General features: G+C 69.4%; 18 protein-coding genes and 1 pseudogene. 12 read left to right on the top strand and 7 right to left on the bottom strand.

The features are described 5' to 3' along the window. Nucleotides 1–159 precede the first annotated feature (159 nt). The 7 genes from OG878_RS34550 (at nucleotide 160) to OG878_RS34580 (ending at nucleotide 7,238) form a co-directional block, all read left to right on the top strand. Complete coding sequence (locus tag OG878_RS34550; protein ID WP_328890405.1) at nucleotides 160–1,050, top strand: NAD(P)H-binding protein; 891 nt, start codon at nucleotides 160–162, stop codon at nucleotides 1,048–1,050. A gap of 319 nt (nucleotides 1,051–1,369) precedes the next feature. After that, nucleotides 1,370–2,152, top strand: a complete 783-nt coding sequence (locus OG878_RS34555; RefSeq protein WP_328890406.1) for a CoA transferase subunit A — start codon at nucleotides 1,370–1,372, stop codon at nucleotides 2,150–2,152. Then, nucleotides 2,152–2,796 carry a CoA transferase subunit B gene (locus OG878_RS34560; protein ID WP_030980847.1) on the top strand — a complete coding sequence of 215 codons (645 nt, stop codon included), beginning with the start codon at nucleotides 2,152–2,154 and terminating at the stop codon, nucleotides 2,794–2,796. Before OG878_RS34555 ends, OG878_RS34560 begins: the two co-directional genes overlap by 1 nt. A 559-nt stretch (nucleotides 2,797–3,355) precedes the next feature. Beyond that, nucleotides 3,356–4,129 (top strand): dioxygenase family protein, encoded by a 774-nt coding sequence (locus OG878_RS34565; protein ID WP_052190296.1) that lies wholly within the window; start codon nucleotides 3,356–3,358, stop codon nucleotides 4,127–4,129. Between the two features lie 359 nt (nucleotides 4,130–4,488). Beyond that, entirely contained in the window at nucleotides 4,489–5,247 is a 759-nt protein-coding gene (locus OG878_RS34570; RefSeq protein ID WP_030975775.1) for a dienelactone hydrolase family protein, read from the top strand. Nucleotides 5,248–5,431: 184 nt separating this feature from the next. Further along, on the top strand, nucleotides 5,432–6,547 hold the full coding sequence (locus tag OG878_RS34575) for a maleylacetate reductase (protein WP_063756398.1): 1,116 nt from the start codon (nucleotides 5,432–5,434) through the stop codon (nucleotides 6,545–6,547). 406 nt (nucleotides 6,548–6,953) lie between these two features. Then, nucleotides 6,954–7,238, top strand: a complete 285-nt coding sequence (locus tag OG878_RS34580) for a muconolactone Delta-isomerase family protein (protein ID WP_030975779.1) — start codon at nucleotides 6,954–6,956, stop codon at nucleotides 7,236–7,238. A 337-nt stretch (nucleotides 7,239–7,575) separates the two neighbouring features. Here the strand turns inward: OG878_RS34580 and OG878_RS34585 are convergent, their stop codons facing one another. From OG878_RS34585 to OG878_RS34595, 3 genes are read right to left on the bottom strand one after another with little or no spacing between them, the layout of a single operon-like run. Then, nucleotides 7,576–8,088: an Imm21 family immunity protein gene (locus OG878_RS34585; protein ID WP_328890407.1), complete on the bottom strand. Its 513-nt coding sequence runs from the start codon at nucleotides 8,086–8,088 to the stop codon at nucleotides 7,576–7,578. 10 nt (nucleotides 8,089–8,098) lie between these two features. Next, nucleotides 8,099–8,839 (bottom strand): HEAT repeat domain-containing protein, encoded by a 741-nt coding sequence (locus OG878_RS34590; protein ID WP_328890408.1) that lies wholly within the window; start codon nucleotides 8,837–8,839, stop codon nucleotides 8,099–8,101. Nucleotides 8,840–8,867: 28 nt separating this feature from the next. After that, nucleotides 8,868–9,260: a CPCC family cysteine-rich protein gene (locus OG878_RS34595; protein ID WP_328890409.1), complete on the bottom strand. Its 393-nt coding sequence runs from the start codon at nucleotides 9,258–9,260 to the stop codon at nucleotides 8,868–8,870. A gap of 542 nt (nucleotides 9,261–9,802) precedes the next feature. Here OG878_RS34595 and OG878_RS34600 point away from each other — a divergent pair. Next, complete coding sequence (locus OG878_RS34600) at nucleotides 9,803–9,988, top strand: helix-turn-helix transcriptional regulator (protein ID WP_328890410.1); 186 nt, start codon at nucleotides 9,803–9,805, stop codon at nucleotides 9,986–9,988. A gap of 254 nt (nucleotides 9,989–10,242) precedes the next feature. Next, on the top strand, nucleotides 10,243–11,754 hold the full coding sequence (locus tag OG878_RS34605) for an FUSC family protein (protein ID WP_328891481.1): 1,512 nt from the start codon (nucleotides 10,243–10,245) through the stop codon (nucleotides 11,752–11,754). Nucleotides 11,755–11,980: 226 nt separating this feature from the next. Here the strand turns inward: OG878_RS34605 and OG878_RS34610 are convergent, their stop codons facing one another. Next, a complete protein-coding gene (locus OG878_RS34610) occupies nucleotides 11,981–13,138 on the bottom strand; it encodes a tyrosine-type recombinase/integrase (protein WP_328890411.1) in 1,158 nt (385 codons plus the stop codon). An 84-nt stretch (nucleotides 13,139–13,222) separates the two neighbouring features. Here OG878_RS34610 and OG878_RS34615 point away from each other — a divergent pair. Further along, a pseudogene (locus OG878_RS34615) lies at nucleotides 13,223–14,377 on the top strand (FUSC family protein); the annotation flags it as partial. 137 nt (nucleotides 14,378–14,514) lie between these two features. Continuing rightward, nucleotides 14,515–15,567 (top strand): lactonase family protein, encoded by a 1,053-nt coding sequence (locus OG878_RS34620; protein WP_328890412.1) that lies wholly within the window; start codon nucleotides 14,515–14,517, stop codon nucleotides 15,565–15,567. A gap of 134 nt (nucleotides 15,568–15,701) precedes the next feature. Here the strand turns inward: OG878_RS34620 and OG878_RS34625 are convergent, their stop codons facing one another. Both OG878_RS34625 and OG878_RS34630 read right to left on the bottom strand, forming a co-directional pair. After that, entirely contained in the window at nucleotides 15,702–16,625 is a 924-nt protein-coding gene (locus OG878_RS34625; RefSeq protein ID WP_328890413.1) for a sirohydrochlorin chelatase, read from the bottom strand. 143 nt (nucleotides 16,626–16,768) lie between these two features. Beyond that, nucleotides 16,769–17,776: an N-acetylglucosamine kinase gene (locus tag OG878_RS34630; protein WP_328890414.1), complete on the bottom strand. Its 1,008-nt coding sequence runs from the start codon at nucleotides 17,774–17,776 to the stop codon at nucleotides 16,769–16,771. Between the two features lie 381 nt (nucleotides 17,777–18,157). Between OG878_RS34630 and OG878_RS34635 the strand changes: the two genes are divergently transcribed. Continuing rightward, nucleotides 18,158–18,835, top strand: coding sequence for a uracil-DNA glycosylase (locus tag OG878_RS34635; RefSeq protein ID WP_277324737.1), 678 nt, complete (start codon nucleotides 18,158–18,160; stop codon nucleotides 18,833–18,835). Between the two features lie 185 nt (nucleotides 18,836–19,020). Here the strand turns inward: OG878_RS34635 and OG878_RS34640 are convergent, their stop codons facing one another. Next, nucleotides 19,021–19,809, bottom strand: a complete 789-nt coding sequence (locus tag OG878_RS34640) for a VOC family protein (protein ID WP_328890415.1) — start codon at nucleotides 19,807–19,809, stop codon at nucleotides 19,021–19,023.

The following is a 19,809-nucleotide window of genomic DNA, read 5'->3' on the forward strand; positions in this document are numbered from 1 at the left end:
CGTCCGCCACGGCGGCACAGCCGTGGTCGCCGCGTCGAACGTGGCCGACTGCGGCCATCCGCACCATCCACCGTCGCCCATCTGAAGTCCATTTCTCAGTGATCGGAAGCAGGGGTTGCGTGATCGACGGCGGCCCCGGATGGAGGAAAAGAGATGCCCTTGTCCAAGAAGAAACGTGCCACTGTCGCGGTCACCGGTGTGACAGGCGCCCTGGGCGGCCGGGTCGCGACCCGGCTCGCCGCCCACGAGGTCCCCCAACTCCTCATCGGGCGCCGGCCGGAGCTGCTGCCCGAACTGCCCGAAGCGCAGCGGCGAGGTCCGGCCTCCTACGCCGACGCCGGGGACATGCGCAAGGCGCTGTCCGGGGCCTCGACCCTCGTCCTGGTCTCCGGACACCGCACCGGACGCCGGCTCGAGGAGCACGCCACGGTCGTCCAGGCCGCGATCGCGGAGGGCGTCGACCGCATTCTGTACGTGTCCCTCGTCGGCGCCGGACCCACCGCCACCTACCTCAACGCGCGCGACCAGTGGATGACCGAGCGGTACCTGGCAGGCACCGAAATCCGCCACACCGTGCTGCGTGCCGGCTGGTACACCTCGACACCGGCGGCCCTCGCCGACGAGGAGTTCGTGGTGCGCGGCCCCGCGAGTACCGGCCGGGCGGCCTTCGTCACCCACGAGGACATCGCCGACGTCATCACGGCGGTCGTACTCGACGGGGACGACCGCTCCGAGCACGACGGAGCGACCCTCGATATCACCGGGCCGGATGCGCTCACCCTCGACGAAGCGATCACCCGGATCGCCGCGGCCACCGGCAGGCCGTATCGCTTCGAACCCGAGACGCTGGACGAAGCCTTCGCCCGGCGGTGGCGACAGGGCATCACCGGGGAACAGATCGAGACCTGGATCTCGTGGTACCAGGCGATCGAGAGGGGCGAGATCTCCACGGTCACCGACGTGGTCCCCCGGCTCACCGGTTCACCCGCGACCCCGATCTCGGACGCGGCCTGGTGGCCCGAGCCGAAGACCGCGCGCGGCGTCCGTTGAGGGACACGTCCCTGACCGACCTCCTTACGGGCGGCTGACCCGCGCGGGAGATCGGCGACCACCGGTGCCTCGACGGCGAACCGGACGTTCGTGCGCGCCGACGACGGCCCGCGACGGGGCCGTGTCGTAGCGAGGACGACCGGGGGCTTCGAGGTGCCCCGCCGCTCCCACCGCGCCGTGGGTCTTTGCAGCACGGCGGTCCACCGCCGTGCCGGTCGAGAGAGACCTCGACCCGGCGGGTTCGGCGGGGCACCACCCGCTCCCGTCCCGACCCGCTCGTCCAGAGAACCCGACCATCGCTCACGAGAGGCAAGCACGCATGGACAAAGTGGTTGGCACCGCCCGGGAGGCGGTGTCGGACGTGCCAACGGGCGCGTCGTTGGCGGTGGGCGGGTTCGGGTTGAACGGCGTGCCGAACATGTTGATCCAGTCGCTGTTCGAGCGCGGTGTGACGGGTCTGTCGGTCGTCTCGAACAACTGCGGGGCCATGGAGTCGGGCCTGGCGGTGCTGCTGGCGGCCGGCCGGATCAGCCGGGTGACGGGCTCGTACGTCGGCGCGAACAAGGAGTTCGCGCGCCAGTATCTGGCCGGTGAGCTGGAGGTCGAACTGATCCCGCAGGGCACGCTCGCGGAGCGGTTGCGGGCGGGCGGTGCCGGAATCCCGGCGTTCTACACCCCGGCGGGGGTGGGCACCCAGGTCGCGGACGGGGGGCTGCCCTGGCGTTACGACGGCTCGGGCGGTGTCGCGTTGGCGTCGCCGCCGAAGGAAGTGCGCGAGTTCGACGGCACCGAGTACGTACTGGAGCGAGGCATCCGTACCGACTTCGCCCTGGTCCGGGCGGCCAAGGGAGACCGGCACGGGAACCTGGTGTTCAACAAGTCCACCCGGAACTTCAACCCCCTGGCGGCGATGGCCGGTCGGGTGACCATCGCCGAGGTGGAGGAGTTGGTCGAGCCCGGCGCGATCGATCCGGACGCGGTGCACCTGCCGGGGATCTTCGTGCAACGGGTGGTGCCGCTCACCCCTGAACAGGCGGCGGACAAGAAGATCGAGCAGCGCACGGTGTCCGTGCCCGGGACACGCGAGAGGGTGAGCGGCTGATGGCCTGGAGCCGTGAGCAGGTGGCGGCCCGGGCCGCTCGGGAGTTGGGGAACGGCCAGTACGTGAACCTGGGCATCGGGCTCCCCACGTTGATCCCCAACCATCTCCCGGAGGGTGTGGAAGTCATCCTGGAGTCGGAGAACGGGATTCTGGGCACCGGCCGCTACCCCACCGAGGATCAGGTCGACCCGGATCTGATCAACGCGGGCAAGGAGACTGTGACGGTACTGCCCGGTGCTTCCTTCTTCGACTCGGCACTCTCGTTCGGGATGATCCGAGGCGGCCACATCGACGTGGCGGTGCTGGGCGCCATGCAGGTCTCCGCGCGGGGCGACCTGGCGAACTGGGCGATCCCCGGGAAGATGATCACCGGGATCGGCGGTGCCATGGACCTCGTCCACGGGGCCCGTACGGTCATCGTCGTGATGGCACACACCGCCAAGGACGGCTCACCGAAGATCCTCACCGAGTGCGCACTGCCTCTGACAGGGAAGCGCTGTGTGAACCGGATCATCACCGACCTGGGTGTCCTCGACGTCACCGACGAGGGTCTGGCGCTGATCGAGTGCGCGCCGGGTGTCGGAGTCGACGAGGTCATCGCCAAGACCGCCGCCGAACTGTCCGTCGCCGAGGGCCTGAAGTGACGACCGTACGCGTCGTCGACACCGTGTGGGCGAGCGGGGCGTCAACACGGCGCGCCGGCCGCGGTACGGCCTGACGCCCGGCCGCACGGCGGGCGTGAAGCTCCGCACGCGAAGCACCGAAGCAGCGCGACGGTCGCCGCGGTCGCGTGGGTGTGCGTCCGCTCGTGACGCGGGACGGACGGGAGACGATCGTCGGACCGCCCGCACCGTGTGCGGTGCCGGTCCCGTCGTTCGCGCCGACGGCGCGATCGCCGGTTCACCTCCACGGGGGAAGGTGAACCGGCGGTCGGCTCGCGTGTGTCCCTCCGCCGGGGCGAAGGGCCGCCATCGGCTCCCCAACTTACGTCGGTGAGAGCCACGTTGCGCGCGAGCCCGGCCGTCCGGGAGAGGTTCGCACGGCGCCGGTGAGACGGACGACGTGATACCCGTGTGGCGCGGGCATTGTTCCGATCCGGTATTGGTCCGCGTCCCGACCCGCCGGTTAGCGTTGCCGTGAAATCCAGTCGCCCGCAACAAGAACGCTGGATTCCCCTTCCCGCGACCTCCTCAGGAGGAATACATGGCCAATCAGCGTGTCGTCGACCTGTTCGACGAGTTCATCGAGCTGACGAGGAATTTCATCGTCCGTCACGGTCTTAGGTACGAGGACTACGCCGCGATAACGCAGTACCTGATCCGGGTGGGCGAGGCCGGTGAGTGGCCCCTGTGGACCGACACCTTCCTCGAAGCGACCGTCGACACCAACAGCTACGGCGAAGGCCCGTGGACCCCCAGCGCCATCGAGGGGCCCTACTACAAGCCCGGCGCGCCCGTACTCACCGAGCGCCCCTACACGCTGCCCATGCGACCCGACGAGGCCGGCGACAAGCTGCTGTTCAAGGCCACCGTCCGCAGCCCCGCCGGCGAGCCCCTCGCCACCGCGACGGTCGACGTGTGGCACGCCACCGACGAGGGCCTGTACAGCTTCATCGACGCCGGCGTGCCCGAGGACTACATCCTGCGCGCCCGCGTCCCCGTCGACCAGGACGGCGCCGTCGAGTTCCGCAGCATCCGCCCCGCCCCCTACGAGATCCCCAAGAACGGGCCGACGGGCGACCTCCTCAACTCGGTCCTGGGCCGCCACACCTGGCGTCCCGCGCACCTGCACTTCCTGGTCACCGCCGAGGGCTACAAGCCCCTCGTCACCCAGCTCTACTTCGAGGGCGACCCCTACATCGACAGCGACTGCGCCGAGGGCGTCAAGCCCGGCCTGATCATCCCCCTCACCAAGACCGACATCGACGGCGACAGTTGGACGCTCGGCGAGTTCGGGTTCGTACTCCAGCCGGAATAACCACGAACGAGGAAAGGCCACTCTGTCTCCTCGATCGCGCAGCGGTCGGGATGTCGGCCGGTCGCGAGCAGTCGGCTGTCGCCGAGTTCGCGGGCCGCACACGATCACCGCATCAGGCCCGGGCCGAGGCCCGCGCGGTCGCCAGGACCGCGCTCGTCTCGGCCCGCTCGCGTGCCCGGCGAGCGAATCGGTCGTGGCAACCCGGTGTCCAGAGCTCGGTGGAGAGCTCCGACACCGGCTCGGCCGACGGCCGATACCCGCGAAAGCGGGTTGGTGTTGCCGTCTTGGTATTGGCTTGCTCTCCACCCGTCTGGCTACGGTCGGCAAGGACCACGCAGTCGAGCTGAGCGGAGCGCGCCATGTGCCACAACCATTCGGAAGCACCCGAGTTGGGCGAGGGCCTGACCGTGACGACGTGTCGGACACCCGGCGTCGATCCTGTCCCCTACCTGCACTTCGGCAGCGAGGAGACCACCGACGCCGATGTCATCGTCCTGATGACCGACATCTTCGGAGTGAACCCGTTCTATCGCCACCTTTCGGGCCTGCTGGTGGCCGAGGGATACCAAGTGGTGATGCCGGACATGTTCCACCGGCTCGGCGCCGCGGCTCCGGGACGTGACGGCGCGCTGGCCCGCCGCGCGCGGCTGGACGACCCGTTGGCCATGGACGACGTGGAGCGGGTCATCGAGCGCACCACGGACGGCAATCGCCGCTTCGGTGTGTTGGGTTTCTGTATCGGCGGGAGCTTCGCCCTGCTGAGTGCGGCCACGCACCGCAACCAGATCACCGCGACCTACTACGCGTTCCCCAAGGGCTCGCCGGGTGCGAAGGTGCCGGTCACGGAACCGCTGGAGGTCGCCGGTTCGATCGCCGGGCCGGTTCTGGGCCATTGGGGTCGGCAGGACTACATCGATGCGGGTGAGGTCGAGGAGCTCGCGAAGGTACTCGAGACGGCTCCCGGCGAGACCGAGGTCAGGTGGTACTCCGACGCGGGGCACAGTTTCCTCGCCGGGCTGACCGAGAACCCTCAGAACTCCATGGGTGCGGCGGCGGACTCCTGGCGGCGGACGCTGGCCTTCCTCGGGTCGCACCTCACTCCGGCCACGCGTGGCTGACCCGTCCCACCGACCGGCCCCGCGCCGCGAAACGGTCGGCGCGGGCGCGTAGTCGACGGCGGGTGGCGAGCCGGACGGCTCGTCGCTTCCGGGAACGGGCGGCCGCAGGCGGTCCTGGTGGGCACCAGGCCGAGTATCCGGGGACTCGAACGACGGGCCCTGTCACATGAGGAGAACCTTTGCCATGATCGAGAAAGAGCCGTCTGAAGTTTCGGTGGGGCGCGCGGACTTCGTCCACCAGTGGCCCGCCTCACGCGTCGTGTTCGGACCGGGCAAGATCTCGGTCGCCGCCAGTGAGGCGGCTCGCTTCGGCACCCGGTTCGCCGTGATTCACGATCCGACCGCCCAGAGCGCCGCCGACCGGGTGGCGAGCGACGCGCGAGGCGGGGTCTGCGCGCGGATCGGCGAGGTCGCGCAGCACGTCCCCGTGCAGGCGGTGACCGAAGCCGTGGCCATCGTCCGGGAGGCGCGCGCGGAGGTATTGATCTGCATCGGCGGTGGCTCGGCCACCGGCCTCGCCAAGGGGGTGGCACGGGAACTCGGGTTGCCCTTGGTCGCCGTTCCGACCACCTACGCCGGCAGCGAGATGACCTCGATCTGGGGACATACGGAGGGCGGAAAGAAGACCACCGGGCGCGCGGAAACGGTCCGTCCCCGCACCGTGGTCTACGACCCCGAACTGACGCTGGATCTGCCCCCGGCGATCTCGGTGACAAGTGGCGTCAACGCGATCGCGCACTGTGTGGAGGCGATGTACGCCCCCGAATCGTCCCCGATGACGCGGGTGGCCGCCGCCGAGGGGATCCGGTCCATGAGCCGAGCCCTGCCCGGCATCCTCGACGAGCCTCGTGACGTCGGGGTCCGCGGTTTCGCGTTGCGCGGGGCCTGGCTTTCCGGCTGGTCGCTGGAGGTCTCCACGACCGGGTTGCACCACAAGCTCTGCCACATCCTCGGCGGCTTGCTGGACCTGCCGCACAGCCCTCTTCACACCGTGCTGCTTCCCTACGCCGTCGCGCACATCGCACCGGCCGCCGAGGCCGAAACCCGGATCGTGCTCGAAAGCCTCGGTCTGACGGGGCCCGTGACCGATGCCGGGGGCCTGATCTGGGAGCATCACCGACTCTTGGGGGCCCCCGCATCGTTGGCCGAGATCGGCATGCGCGAAGCCGATGTGGAGCGGACGATCGCCGAGGCATCGGCGGCGCTGGCCGATCGTCCACTCCCGCCGCGTCCGATCGGGGCCTCCGGCCTCCGCGACGTGATTCTGACCGCCTTCAAGGGTGACCGACCTGCGGCGTGACCCGTTTCCGCTGAGACGGGATGAGATCGAATCGGGGCGGACGCGTGGCGCGGGTACCACCTTCTCGGGCGGCGGGCCGCCGGGCCGCATGACCTCCCTCCTGCGGACACCGCAGCGACTCGATGCGCCGCGGAACAGCGACCGCCAGGCGGCAACAACCCTGTCAGCGATCAGGGGCAGGAGTCGGAGCGTTTGCCATCGTTATCAGTGCCCACTCCGCCAACATTCCGACCGGCGGCCCCACTTGAGGAACCCCGGATCGGCCGGTGCCGACAGGACAGGTTGTCCCGGCCCGGGGGCGCGCAGCAAGAACAACAGGTCTCCGGCACAAGAGCCGATCGTGAGATTCCCCGGAGACGTTCCGCAAGGCTCCGCGCCCGCCGAAACAACACGAGAGGAAGAAATCATGAATGAATTTCTGGTCGAGTTGACCATCAACGTGCCCGAGGGGACCGACCCGGCAGAGGTGGACCGGCGTCGCGCCGCCGAAGCGGTCCGTGCCAAGGAACTCGCCGCCGAGGGCCATCTGTTCCGGCTGTGGCGCCAGGCCGGGGAGCCTCGTGTCATCTCCGTGTGGCGCGCAGACGACGAGGCGGAGTTGCGCGAAAAGGTCCTGGGAAGCCTGCCCCTGTGGCCTTGGGTGTCCGCTGTGATCACCGCTCTGCAGCCGCACCCCAACGATCCCAGCTGAACCGTTCCGGGTCTTCCGGCACGGCACCACACTGCCCCGGCTCGGTGCGTCGATCAGGACCGCCGCACCGAGCCCGCAGTGCATGCCCCGAGGTGGAGAAGTCGGTGGTTCACAGACTGGTTCGACGGGCCCCTGGTCGGTTGCGCCCGGGGCGGTCGGTACACCTCACGGGTACCCGGTACCCAGAAGCAGCTGAGCCAGGGACTTTTCAGGGACTTTCAGCTCTGTCAGAGGGACATTCGCGGGACGATCCGGCGTGCAAACCGGTAAGGCCGTGACAGAGCCGAAAGTAGAGAAATGCCTGGTCAGCGCTCCTGTAGCAGCCATCGGCCCGCTGCTACGCCGCCCCTGACGTCCGCCGACCCTTGTAGTTGATCTTCATGGTATCCATGTCCGTCGCGGTGGAGCGAAGCCGGCCATAGCCGTACCCGCGCTCCTTCAAGGTCGTCTCCGCTCCGTCCTCGAAGAGGACGACCGGGCCGGCGGGAAGGGTCCACTGCACGGGGGATTGCCATTCGGCCAAGGTGAGGGCGGGTTCGAGTGCGGCGAGGATGTCGCTCTCAGAGTCGGCTCCGCTCCACCGGATGAAGAGCATGCGGTCCGGCAGGAAGGTTGTGGTGTCGGGACTGTCGGCCAGTACCAGGGCCTCGGCGCATCCCACGTGCAGCGTGCCTATGTAGTCGTCGATCTGGCAGGCCCGGTCGTAGTCGCCCCAGCCGCTGAACTCGTCTGCGCTCGTGGCCTCCGTATCCGTGCACCAAGAAGCCAGGGCCGATTCGGGCACGACGACCAGTGGGCCGCCACCGGATTCGACCCACAGCAACGGCTTGCGCGGAGTGGCATCAGACATGTCGGGAAGGCTAACTGGCGATCACCTGCGGGTGGAGATCGGTGTGGTCGATCCACGTAATGGTGACGACGATGTTCTCGTCGCAGGGGGCTTCTGTGGCTTCGAGCAGCGCCCATTCGCGGGCCGATTCGACCAACTCCGGCCAAGGTCTTTCCCAGTCGAGCTGCCAGTCCAGGTCGGGGCCGGAGATGCCGTATGTGCGATCGCCTTCGATCTTCCAGAACTGGCTGTATAGGACGAGTTGATCATGGTCGGCAAGCTCGTTGACGACCTCGATGTAGTGAGCAGACGGCCAGGCAGGCTCACCGAAGCTGGTCATGCTGCACAGTCGGGCCGCCGACAGGGGCACGACTGGATGGCGGGCCCCGAGTTCCGCGAGCGCAAACCGGAAGCCCACTGGCTCACTCCAGTCCGGCGGCGTCGCCCGCTCCATGCAGGCGCGGTACGCGCGCCACAAGGGCTCGACCGCGTCTCTGATCTCCAGATCCGCGAGGGCCAGTGCCGCCCACTCCCGCACGGTGCTGTTGTCACTGGCCAGCAACTCGATCAGTGCGGGGCCGCAGCGTGGGTCTGCGACCTCCTCGAAGACCTCGATGGCGGTCAGCTGGCCGAAGCTGCCGAGGGATGGCAGGCCATCGATGATGACGGGGATGGCGGGGCGTCCGATGTGGATCAGCTCGGCGCGGGCATCCATGGACTCGTCCGCAGCGCCGTCCATCTGCTGGACGAGGGCTGCGATGCGGGATGCCATGCGGGGTTCCTCTCGGGAGCGGGTGGGCTCAGTCTGCGTCAGGTGAGGTGTCTCGGCGCCAGAAGTTTGGCAGCCACCAGCACAGCACCGAGCGGTCCTCGGGCCATGGGGCTCGCTCCGCTGCGTCCCAGTCCTCGAAGGAGTCGCGGGCTTGATCGATGGGGCGCCACGCCGGATCGAGCGGCTCGTCTGGCGCCGGCGGCCGTACGTACTGCTGGCCATGGTGGTCGCAGGCGCCGAATGACCGGTAGTTCTGCTGGGCCTCGATGAGGGACACGCGGTTGGCTCCGCCAGCCATCGTGGGCCAACGGAACTGAACGCCGTCGTCTTCCCAGAAGCAGATGGGACAGATCTCGTAGGAGCCGGGCATCTCGTCGAGGACGAGATGCCCGCAGCACGGACACGGGAATGGGCTGCTCATCGGCGCAGTGTGGACGATGACTCACCCGCCTCACCACTGGGTTTCCGAGGTCACTCGGGCCACGCCTTGCGTGAGCGATGCGTGAGCGGACGGGGAAGCACACGTTGGATCAAGCGGCACGCGCGGAAACAGTGCCGTGCTCCTGACCAGGCAAGACAGGACACGGCGTGCAACCACGGCACTACCCGTCACGATCTTGCAGGCCCTCGTAATGCGTAGGTCTCATTACTTGAAGACGTGCGCCGACTGCACTCCAGGGCAGGCCCTGACATCGCTGAAAGCTAAGAATGCCCAGGTCAAGGCCCATCCTGTCAGCACATCGATGATGTTCGCCGGGAGACCGCCCCGCGCGGACTCCTTTTACTTTCACGGACACGTCGTGTCATAGGGCGGAGGGTGCGTGCGGTGGGGTTGCCATCCTCCTACTCGAAATCCTCGGCCACGCCAAAACGTATGTCGGTCGGATCATTCATCTGCCGGTGGCAGAGAACCGGTGGCAGAGAAGCTGTGGGCGCTGTGACGCGATGGCAGATTGGGTGGCTATGCCTGCGGAATTTATGGACGCCAAGACGACGGCGAAGTACCTGAACTTGTCGATCTCCTGGGTGTACCGCGACGCCCCCGCCCTCGGGCTCGTTCCGTACAAGTTTGGGCGTGGCCGCAACGCCAAGATCCAGTTCAAGGTTTCCGAGGTAACGGCCTGGGTTCGGCAGCAGAAGCTGCAGTGATCAGGGGGAGGTTCTGAGGCGGTGGCTGCCGTTCGCGCGTCGGCTTCGCGTGGGGGATTGGTCCGTTGGCTCTGCTGCGGCCGGGCAAGGTGACGTGATCCTGGGCCATTGGCCCAAAGGATTGGTCCTCAGTTGAACCATCAGCCCCCTAGATGCTGAGATGGGTCTGTCAATGGCGCTGCGGGTCCCCCGGGGATCTCTGCGGCGCCTTTCTCGTGTCTGCGCTGGTCTATGCGCGGAAGGGGCGGGGCAACTTGCTGAAGCGCGCGTTCGTCGCACACGATCCGGGGCGGATCCGGCTGCGGTTCGCGTCCCGGGCTGTGCTCGGCATTGGGCTCGCCGTCGCGCTGTGCGGGGCGGCCGGGTACTCGCTGGCGGCGGCCATTGCTGGTGGCCTGGCCGCGCTGCTCGCGCTGTTCACGGTGACCGACCCGACGGTGCGTGGGCAGGCGATTACGACCGCGTTTCTCCCCGTCGTCGGTCTCCCGGTGCTCACGCTCGCCGCCGTGCTGCACGATGTGCCCGTCGCGCGCGACCTGGCGTTCCTCGCCGTTGTGGGGGCGGGGGTGTACGCGCGGCGGTGGGGGCCTCGCGGGCACTCACTGGGCGTGTTCGGCTTTATGGCCTATTTCTCTGCGCAGTTCCTGCACACCGTGCCCGGCCAGCTGCCCGAGCTGTACGTGGCCGTGCTGCTGTCGCTCATTGCGTCGTCGGTGGTGCGGTTCGCGGTGTGGTGCTATGAGCGGCGGCTCGCGGCACCCGTAGCAGTCGCCCTCACTACCGGGGCGGCGGGGCTTGGGCGGATCACGACGCGGCAGGCCGTGCAAGCGACGTTTGGGGCGGGGTTCGCGCTCGCGGTGGGGCAGGTGCTCTCCGATCAGCGTTGGTACTGGGCGGTCGGCGCCACCTGGTGGGTGTTCGTGGCCACAACCTCGCGAGGTGAGACCGTCGTGCGCGGGTTCAGGCGATTCTTGGGGACGGTGCTCGGGATCGGGCTGGGCTTCGCCGTGGCTGTGCCGCTGCACCATGAGCCGGTCGTGGCCGCCGTGGTCGTGGCGATGAGCGTGTTCGGGATCTTCTATACCGCCGCTGTCTCCTATACCTGGATGATGCTGGCCGTGACCGTGATGGCGAGCATGCTGTACGGGCTGCTCGGCATGCTAGACGCTGGTCTGCTCATACTGCGGGTGGCTGAGACAGCGGCCGGGGCGTTCGGCGCTGTATTGGCGGTGCTGTTCGTGCTGCCGGTAACCACGCACTCCGTGACCGAGGCGTGGGTGGAGCGGGCACTGCGGTGCGTGCAGACGTGCACGGCGGAGGCCGCCGCCCGGCTAGCCGGGAACGAGGACGCTGCCCCAGCCCAGCGCGTTGTCGAACTGGAGGCGATCCTCGGCCGGGTGCGCTTGTCGCTTGCGCCGCTGGTGCATCCGCTCAACCCGATGAAGGCGCGCAAGCGACGGGCGCGGCATGTGCTCGCGCTGCTCGATGACTGCGCACGCGAGGTGCGCGGCCTGGCCTCCGTTGCTGCCGACCCGGAGGCCTCGCACGACATCCGGCTCGCCGCAGCCTGCTGGCGGGTGGAGGCCGCCGTCGAGGCCCTCACTGACGCGCCGACCGTCGGGCGGCCCCTCCGACTCGGCAACGCGACGGCCACCGAGCCGACGGGCGCCGAACCAGTGTTCGCCCACCTCCATGCGCTGGAGCGGGCCCTGCTCGAACTTGCCGTGCCCCTGCGGAGGGCCAGCCAAATTCCGGCCGGCGCCTGAGCCTGCGCGCGCGATGAGGTTGTCGAGGATCACCCCGACCCAGGGCGCTCCTCCTCGGCCCCTCCGACATCCGGGTCAGGGTGAGCACGATGGTGCGATCGCTCGCGCGGTACGGAGACCGTTCTGCTTCGCCGTGTCTGAGGACTTCGACCGCGCCGTACACGACGTTGTCGCACGCGCGACACTCTTCGCTACCCAGCTCCTGCGCGGCAGTGCAGCGCGTAGATCAGATACCGGTGTCGAGCAGCTTCGCGGCCCTGCCGATGGAGGACGGCATGAGGTGGCGGTAGCTGCGATACGTCACCTCGATGGACTTATGGCCCATCCACTCCGCAACATCCGTGATCGGAATACCCATGGCCAGGCAATTGGAAGCGAAGAAGTGGCGCAGGCTATACATGGTGTAGCCCGCAGTTATGCCAGCGGCGCGCAAAACCTTTTGCCATTTGTGGCGGAACGCATTTCCGCTGTAGTACGGGCTGCCGCCGACACCAGCCCCCGCACGACCGCCATTGGTCAGTAGGTACCCCTGTGAATCCGCAGGGTGTGTTTCCGCGTATTGCATCAAGTACGCGCGTGTCTTCGCGGGTATCGGCGTCTCGCGGAACGCGCCCCAGTTCCGGTGCTTGAGTGGCGCCGGTACACGTTGGCGCCCATGGATCTGGTCGCTGATCCGGTAAACGTCCTGTGAGACGAGCCCGTTGACGTTCGTGGCGTGCGCCTCGCCATTCCGTAGACCGCAGCCCGACATCATCTCCATGACAAGGCGCAGGTCTTCGTCGTGTGCGTGGTGCCGGATGAGATTGAGCTCCTCCAGCGTCGGGATCACGATGTCCTTGCGCTGATGGTCCGGAGGCGTAGCGTCCATGAACGGGTCCAGCGTCAGGGCGCCTCGACGTCGCGCAGAGTTGATGACCAGCCGCAGGACCTTGTACGCGTTCACCTGCGCCGCGCTGCCGACGTCGTCGAGCATCATGTCGCCGACGAAGTTGTCCACGGTGCTCGCGGTAAAAGTGCCGATCTTGCGCGACCCCAGGCGGGGCGCGATGTGTACCGTAAGCGCCCGCTCGTAGCTCTCGACGCTGTTGTCCTTGAGCCCACGAGCTCGGTGGCTGATCCAATTGGAGGCGAAGTCCTCAAGGCTCCGGGCGGCGATATTCTCGCCGTCGGAAGGGCCGGCCTTCTGCGCTCCCTTCTTCGACTGATACAGCTCCGTGAGCCTGGCTGTCGCCTTGTCCTGTGTCCCGTAGCCCGACTCCTCACGCTGCTTGCCGGCCGCGTCCCTGTAGCGGATCTTGTACGGGTGCGGGCACCGGGTCGGTGCCTTGCAGGTGCACTCCTTGAAGAACGTGCCCATGCCGCGTGCGAGGGTCCTGGCTGCCATGTACTGACTCCGTACTCGTGCTGACGTTTTACTGACCCCGGGGGCGTCAGTATGGCGCTGACCTGCGGCCGCGCCTAACGAACAGCGTTCATGGCGTTCTTCATGGCGCAGTTCCTGCACGCCGTACCGGATCAGCTGCCCGAGCTGTTCACCGCCGTCACGCTCTCCCTCATCACCTCCTCGGCCGTCCGCTTCGGCGCCTGGTGCTACGAGCGCCGGCTGCCGGTGCCCATCGTCCCCGCGCTCGAGGGCAGCGGCGGTCTGGCCCGGGCCACCACGCGCCAGGCGATCCAGGCGACCGCCGCAGGCGCCTTCGCGCTCGGCGTCGGACATCTGCTGTCCGCCGACCGCTGGTACTGGGCCGTCGGCACCGTCTGGTGGATCTTCGTGAACACCGCCTCACGCGGTGAGACGCTCGTTCGCGGCTTCCGCCGGGTCCTCGGCACGGTGGCGGGCATCCCTGCCGGGCTGCTGATCGCCGTGCCGCTGCACGGGGACACGTTGCTCACCGCGGTCCTGGTCGCCGTCTGCGTCTTCGGCATCTTCTACACCGCTGCCGTCTCCTACAGCTGGATGGTCTTCTTCGTGACCGTGATGGCCGGACTGCTGTACGGACTGCTCGGCGTACTGAACCCGGAACTCCTCGTCCTGCGGCTCACCGAGACCGGAGCAGGGGCTCTCGGCGCGGCGCTCGCCGTCGGCCTCGTGCTGCCCGTGACCCTCCACGCAACCACCGACGCCTGGGTCCAGCGGGCCCTGCGCTGCGTGCACGTGTGCACTGCCGAGGCCGCCGCGCGCCTGGCCGGCTCCCCGGCCGCCGACCCCGCCCCGCGCGTGACCGAACTGGAAGCGGTGCTCGGCCGGGTCCGGCTCTCCCTCGCCCCCCTCGTGCACCCCCTCAACCCGCTGCGCGCCCGCAAGGCACGCGCCCGGCAGATCCTTGCCCTGCTGGACCTCTGCGCCCGTGAGGTCCGCGGCCTCGCCGCCGTCGCCGCCGACCCGGACGCCTCGCACGACGCCCGGCTCGACGCGGCGTGCCACCGCGTCGAGGCAGCGGTGCTGGCTCTGGCGCAGCGCGGCCAGGACCGCAGCGAACTGCTTGCCGCGCCCGCGCAGGCGCCGCACCACCACCCCGGCGCCGAAGCCGCACTCAGCCACCTGCACGTCCTGGAGCGAGCCCTCGCCGAGCTCGCCGCACCCCTGCACACCTCGCCGCGCGCCCCGCTGGTCACGGCCTGACCTGCGGCGCCGCAGCGCCGGTCGACGGCATCACAGCCCTGGTCTAGACCGGAAGGGGTGCACTGCTACCGTCGCCCCGGGAGATTGCGGCGGCCCCGACCGCCGCCGCGATCCGTCGGCGGAGAGGGGCAGAAGCGGTGAGCAGGAACGGTGCCGGACGGGCATTCATCGGATCGTTCACGTCGGCGGGAGGGCGCGGGGTCACTGTTGCCGCCGTGGACCGGGAGACCGGGGGACTCACCGTCCTCGGCGTCACGGACGCCGTCCCCGATCCCTCGTACCTCGCTCTGGGCCCCGGTTCCACCGCCCTCTACGCGGTCAGTGAGACGGAGGCCGGCGCGGTCGCCGCGCTCGACATCACCGGCGATGAGCCGCAGCCCCTCGGCGAGATGCCGGTGGGCGGCAACGGCCCCACGCATCTGGCCTTCGCCGGTGGTCATCTGATCACCGCCAACTACGGCTCCGGCAGCGTCACCGCCCTCCCCGTGAGTACCGACGGAACGCTGGGCGCCGCCGCATCCGTACTCCAGCACGAGGGCAGCGGACCGCACACCGACCGCCAGCGCACCCCGCACGCCCACCAGGTGCTGCCCGACCCGTCGGGGAACTGGGTACTGAGCGTGGACCTGGGGACCGACTCCGTGCGGGTCTGCGCCCTGGACCCGGCCGCCGGGACGCTGCGGCTGCACGGCGAGACCGCGCTGCGGCCGGGCACCGGCCCGCGCCACCTGGCCTTCCATCCCGCGGGCGGCCACGCCTACGTCCTGAACGAGCTCGAACCGACCGTCACCGTCTGCCGCTGGGACGCGGCCGCCGGAGTCCTCGAACCGCTCGGCGAGAGCGCGGTCGCACCGGACGACGTGGTCGACGACGCGGAGGCGGTCGTCTACCCGTCCGAAGTGGTCGTCTCGCACGACGGACGGTTCCTGTGGGCCGCCAACCGCGGGCACGACAGTATTGCCGTGCTGGCCCTCGACGAGACCGGCGAGAAGGCGTCCCTGGTCACGACCGTGGACTGCGGTGGCCACTGGCCGCGCGACCTGGTGCTCGACCCGACCGGCCAGTGGCTGTACGCGGCCAATGAGCGGTCCGGGAACGTCAGCTGGTTCGCCGTGGACGCGGCGACCGGCATCCCGCGCCACGTGGGCTCGCTGACCGTACCGGCGGCCTCCTGCGTGGTCTTCGGCTGACGGACCCGCCGCCCGGCGCACAGCGCCGCACGCGGCGCGGCACCCGTCACAGCGCGCAGCACACGTCGGACCGCACACAGCGGGGCCCGTACCGGTCGAATCGGTACGGGCCCCGCTGTTCTGTTCCGGCCAGGTCAGAGGGCCTGGGCCCCCTGCTGCGCGGCAGGGGCGATCCCCAGCGACGTCATGTACATCGACAGCACGAGCTTGCCGATCGCCGGGTACGCGCCGAGCGGCTCGGCCGTCGGGCAGCCGGCTTCCTTCGCGGCGGCGTCCAGCAGGCCCTCCGCGATCTCGGGGCCCACCAGGTACGGCGCCAGGGCCAGCTGCACCGAACCGGAGCCCGTCAGCTGCTCGGCGATCGACGCGACGGAGCCCTCGACATCCAGGGCGGCGGCCATCACCGGGACAGCGAGCCGGGCCGCCAGCAGCATGCCGGTGATCCCGGCGGCCTGCACGGCCTCTTCGCCGCCCACCGTGGCCAGCACGATGCCGTCGGCGGCCGTGGCCACGGTGAACAGCCTGGCGCGGTCGGCGCGGGCCAGACCGGCCTCGGAGAGGCGTACGTGCAGCGCCTCGGCGAGCAGGGGGTGCGGGCCGAGCACATCGGTCAGCTCGACCTGCGCGCGGCTGTCCATGACGGCCTGGCGTATCCGCCGGATCAGGGCGCTGTCCGGTCCCGCGAGCAGCGGCACCACGACCGCCGCCGGACCCTCGGGCTCGGGGACCTCGCGGCCCGCGGCCTTCGCCTGCTCGAAGCGTGCGACGCGTTCGGTGGCACTGTCCGCGAGAACGGAGACCAGCGTGGGGTACTCGGCGTCGTCGCCGTCGAGGTAACCGATCCGGGCATTGAGACCGGGCAGCTCGGAACGGGCAATGCTGATCACTTCTTCGGCCAGGCTGCGGGTGGCCGGCGAAGGGGTACCGGGAACGGCGAGAACGAGCGCGGCAGCGCCCTCAGGCGCGACCACGGGCTCCGGGCGGCGGTGCCGTCCGGACTGGCGAGGTCGCGGCATTCGTACAGGCAGGCCGGAAGCGGGCCCAGTGGGGGTGCTCATGGCGCCGCATGCTACTGGTTTTGGGTACCTCCCTGTTCAGGGAGGGCCCAGTCGGGCGTTATCTGTCCGCTTTTATCCGATCAATGACTTTCCGGCCAACTGCCCTGCTCTGTCGGTCCTTGCTGCCGCACCTTCCCGGGCTCTCAGGCAGGTACGTACAGCAACGTCGGATGCGTCGGCAGCCGCAGGTCGCCGGTGGCCAGTGCCTCGGCGATGCGCAACGCGCCGGCCAGCGGATCACCCGATCCGGCGACCGGCCGTGCCTGCGGCAGCTGTTGCGCGAGCTCTTCGCGCAGCGGTACGAGGAGTGGGTCGCCCATCCGGAACAAGCCACCCGTCAGGGCCACTTCGCACGGTTCGCCATCCGCGCCGCGCTGCGGGCACACCGCCGCGGCCGCCTCCGCGATATGTCCGGCGGCGTCCCGCAGGATGCACGCGGCGACCGGATCGTCGTCGGCGCAGGCGGCGACCTCAGGGGCGAACGAGGCCAGCAGCGCAGGCCGGTCGGTGCGCGGATAGAGCAGACCGGGCAGGTCGGACGCCGGACCGAACACCGCTTCCAGCCGGGCCAGCAGCGCGGCCGATCCACCGCGCCGCCCGTCGTGTGCGCGCATCGCCGCATCGAGACCGGCCCGGCCGATCCAGGCACCGCCGCCGTTGTCGCCCAGCAGATGACCCCAGCCGTCGGCCCGGCGCCAGCTCGTCAGGTCCGTGCCCAGCGCGATCATGCCGGTGCCACCCGCCACCACCGCCCCCGGCCGCTGTCCGACCGCTCCGGCGTACGCCGTCACCCCGTCGGCGGCCAGCGCCAGGAGCCGGACCCCGAGCGTGCTCTCCAAGGCGGCCGGAAGCTCTGCGCGCAGCTGGTCCCCCAGCGTCCCCATACCGGCGGCACCGATCGCCACTGCGGCAAGGGGTGCGCCATCGGCGGACCGCTCCTGCTCACCGGCCTGCTCCCGCAACTCCCGGACGGCGGGCAGCAGTTGTTCCAGCAGGTGTCCGGCATCGATCCCGGCCGGCCCAGTACGCACCGGCTCGGCGCAGACCGCCGTGGCCACCGGCTTCCGGGCTCCGATCGCGCCGAGCGCCACCCGCAGCCCGGAACCGCCCGAGTCCACTCCGAGGACGTACCGCCCCGCGCCGGCGGTCACGGCAGCCGCCGGTCGGCCGGGTGCGCTCCACGGCGGTTCAGTGGTTTCTCGGTCCGGCCGGCCGGCCGTGCCCCGGAGAACCCGCGGTCGGTACGGCAGTCGAGTGGCTTGATCACTGGGCGCAAGGTGCACCGCTGCTTTCCGGCGAGTGCCTACGCGACCTCATGGACCGTCTCCAGGAAGAAGAAGAATGACGACCGCAGCCTATCCTGACCGCCGGGTAAGTGGGGCAGGGGGGCCGGTGGGATGCGGTGCATCCCGTCACGAACGGCACACAGGGAAAATGCTGAAGAGGCAGGTGGAGGGCGGTGCCTGCCGGTGAGCCCGAACTGCACAGGCCGGTCTGGGCGTGCGCGGTGTACGACTGTAGGGTGATGTTTCGTGGCAGCACGACCGTTGAACGAACTTGTTGAGCCCGGGTGGGCTGATGCGCTGAGCCCTGTGGCCGGCCGTATCGCTGCGATGGGGGATTTTCTGCGTGCCGAGATCGCGGCCGGCCGCACCTATCTACCGGCCGGCGCACACGTGTTGCGCGCCTTCCAGCAGCCCTTTGACGAGGTGCGGGTTCTGATCGTCGGTCAGGACCCTTATCCGACGCCCGGAATGGCCATCGGGCTCAGCTTCGCGGTCGCGCCCGACGTACGTCAGTTGCCGGGCAGTCTGGAGAACATTTTCCGGGAGCTGCACACGGACCTGGGGCTGCCCCGCCCGTCCAACGGTGATCTGACGCCCTGGACGCGGCAGGGCGTGCTGCTGCTCAACAGAGCGCTGACGACGGCACCGCGCAAGCCCGGGGCCCATCGTGGCAAGGGCTGGGAGGAAGTGACCGAGCAGGCGATCCGTGCGCTGGCCGCGCGCGGCAAGCCCCTGGTGTCGATCCTGTGGGGGCGTGACGCCCGTAATCTGCGGCCCTTCCTCGAGGACTACCCGGCGATCGAGTCGGCCCATCCCTCGCCGATGTCGGCGGACCGCGGGTTCTTCGGTTCGCGTCCGTTCAGCCGGGCCAACGACCTTCTGGTCCGGCAGGGCGCCCAGCCGGTGGACTGGCGACTGCCCTGAGCGGGCCGCCGGGCGGCTCCTGAACGTGCAGCCGGTGCGCGAGGTCCTTCCTGGACAGCCGCGTTCGGTGGGTATGGTCCGTGTTCTCCGGGCGGGTTGCTCCTTGGTGCGGGTGGTGCCCCTCGGGTCCGCGGCCGACGAGCGGCCGCGGACCCGAGCTGTTGGGGACGGCGGTTCTTCGTGACTCAGATGATCTTTGGCATGTCACCCTTCGTCGACTTGAGGTCGATCACGGAGAAGGTCGCGCCCTGCGGGTCGGAGACGGCCGCGAAGCGGCCGAACGGACTGTCGTGCGGGCCGAAGTGCACCTGGCCGCCGTGCTTGGTGACGGTGGCGATCGCGTCGTCGCAACTGTCGACTGCGAAGTAGACGTTGACGTACGGCGGGACCTCGGCCGGCCAGTCCTTCGTGATCTTCATCCGGCCGAGCACGGTGTCGTCGTCGAGGTCGTAGAGCTTGAAGTCGACGGCCTCGTCCTGCATGGTCCTCACGCCGTAGCCGAAGACGGCGGGGAAGAAGTCGTCGGCCTTCTCCACATCGCGTGTGGTGACCTCGGCCCAGCAGAACGCGCCGGCCTCGCCCTCCTTCTCGAAGCCCTTGTGCGTGCCCGGCTGCCAGACGCCGAAGATGACGCCGCTCGGGTCCTTGGCCAGCAGCATCCTGCCGAACTCGCCGACGGACATCGGCTCCATCATCAACTCGCCGCCGTTGTCACGGATCTTGGCGGCGGTCGCGTCGGCATCCGGTGAAGCGAGGTAGACGCTCCAGGCCGGCGGGCCTTCCCAGCCGGGCATCTGCGGGGAGAGGGCGGCGACATTCTTGTCGCCCGAGTACGCCTGCGTGTAGTTGCCGTACTCCTCCGACGACTCGCCGAAGGTCCAGCCCAGCAGTTCGCCGTAGAAGGCCTTCGCGGCCTCCAGGTCGGGGAACATCGCGTCGGCCCAGCAGGGCGCGCCTTCAGGTTTCACGGCCAT

The organism is Streptomyces sp. NBC_00316 (assembly GCF_036158715.1).
GTDB lineage: Bacteria > Actinomycetota > Actinomycetes > Streptomycetales > Streptomycetaceae > Streptomyces.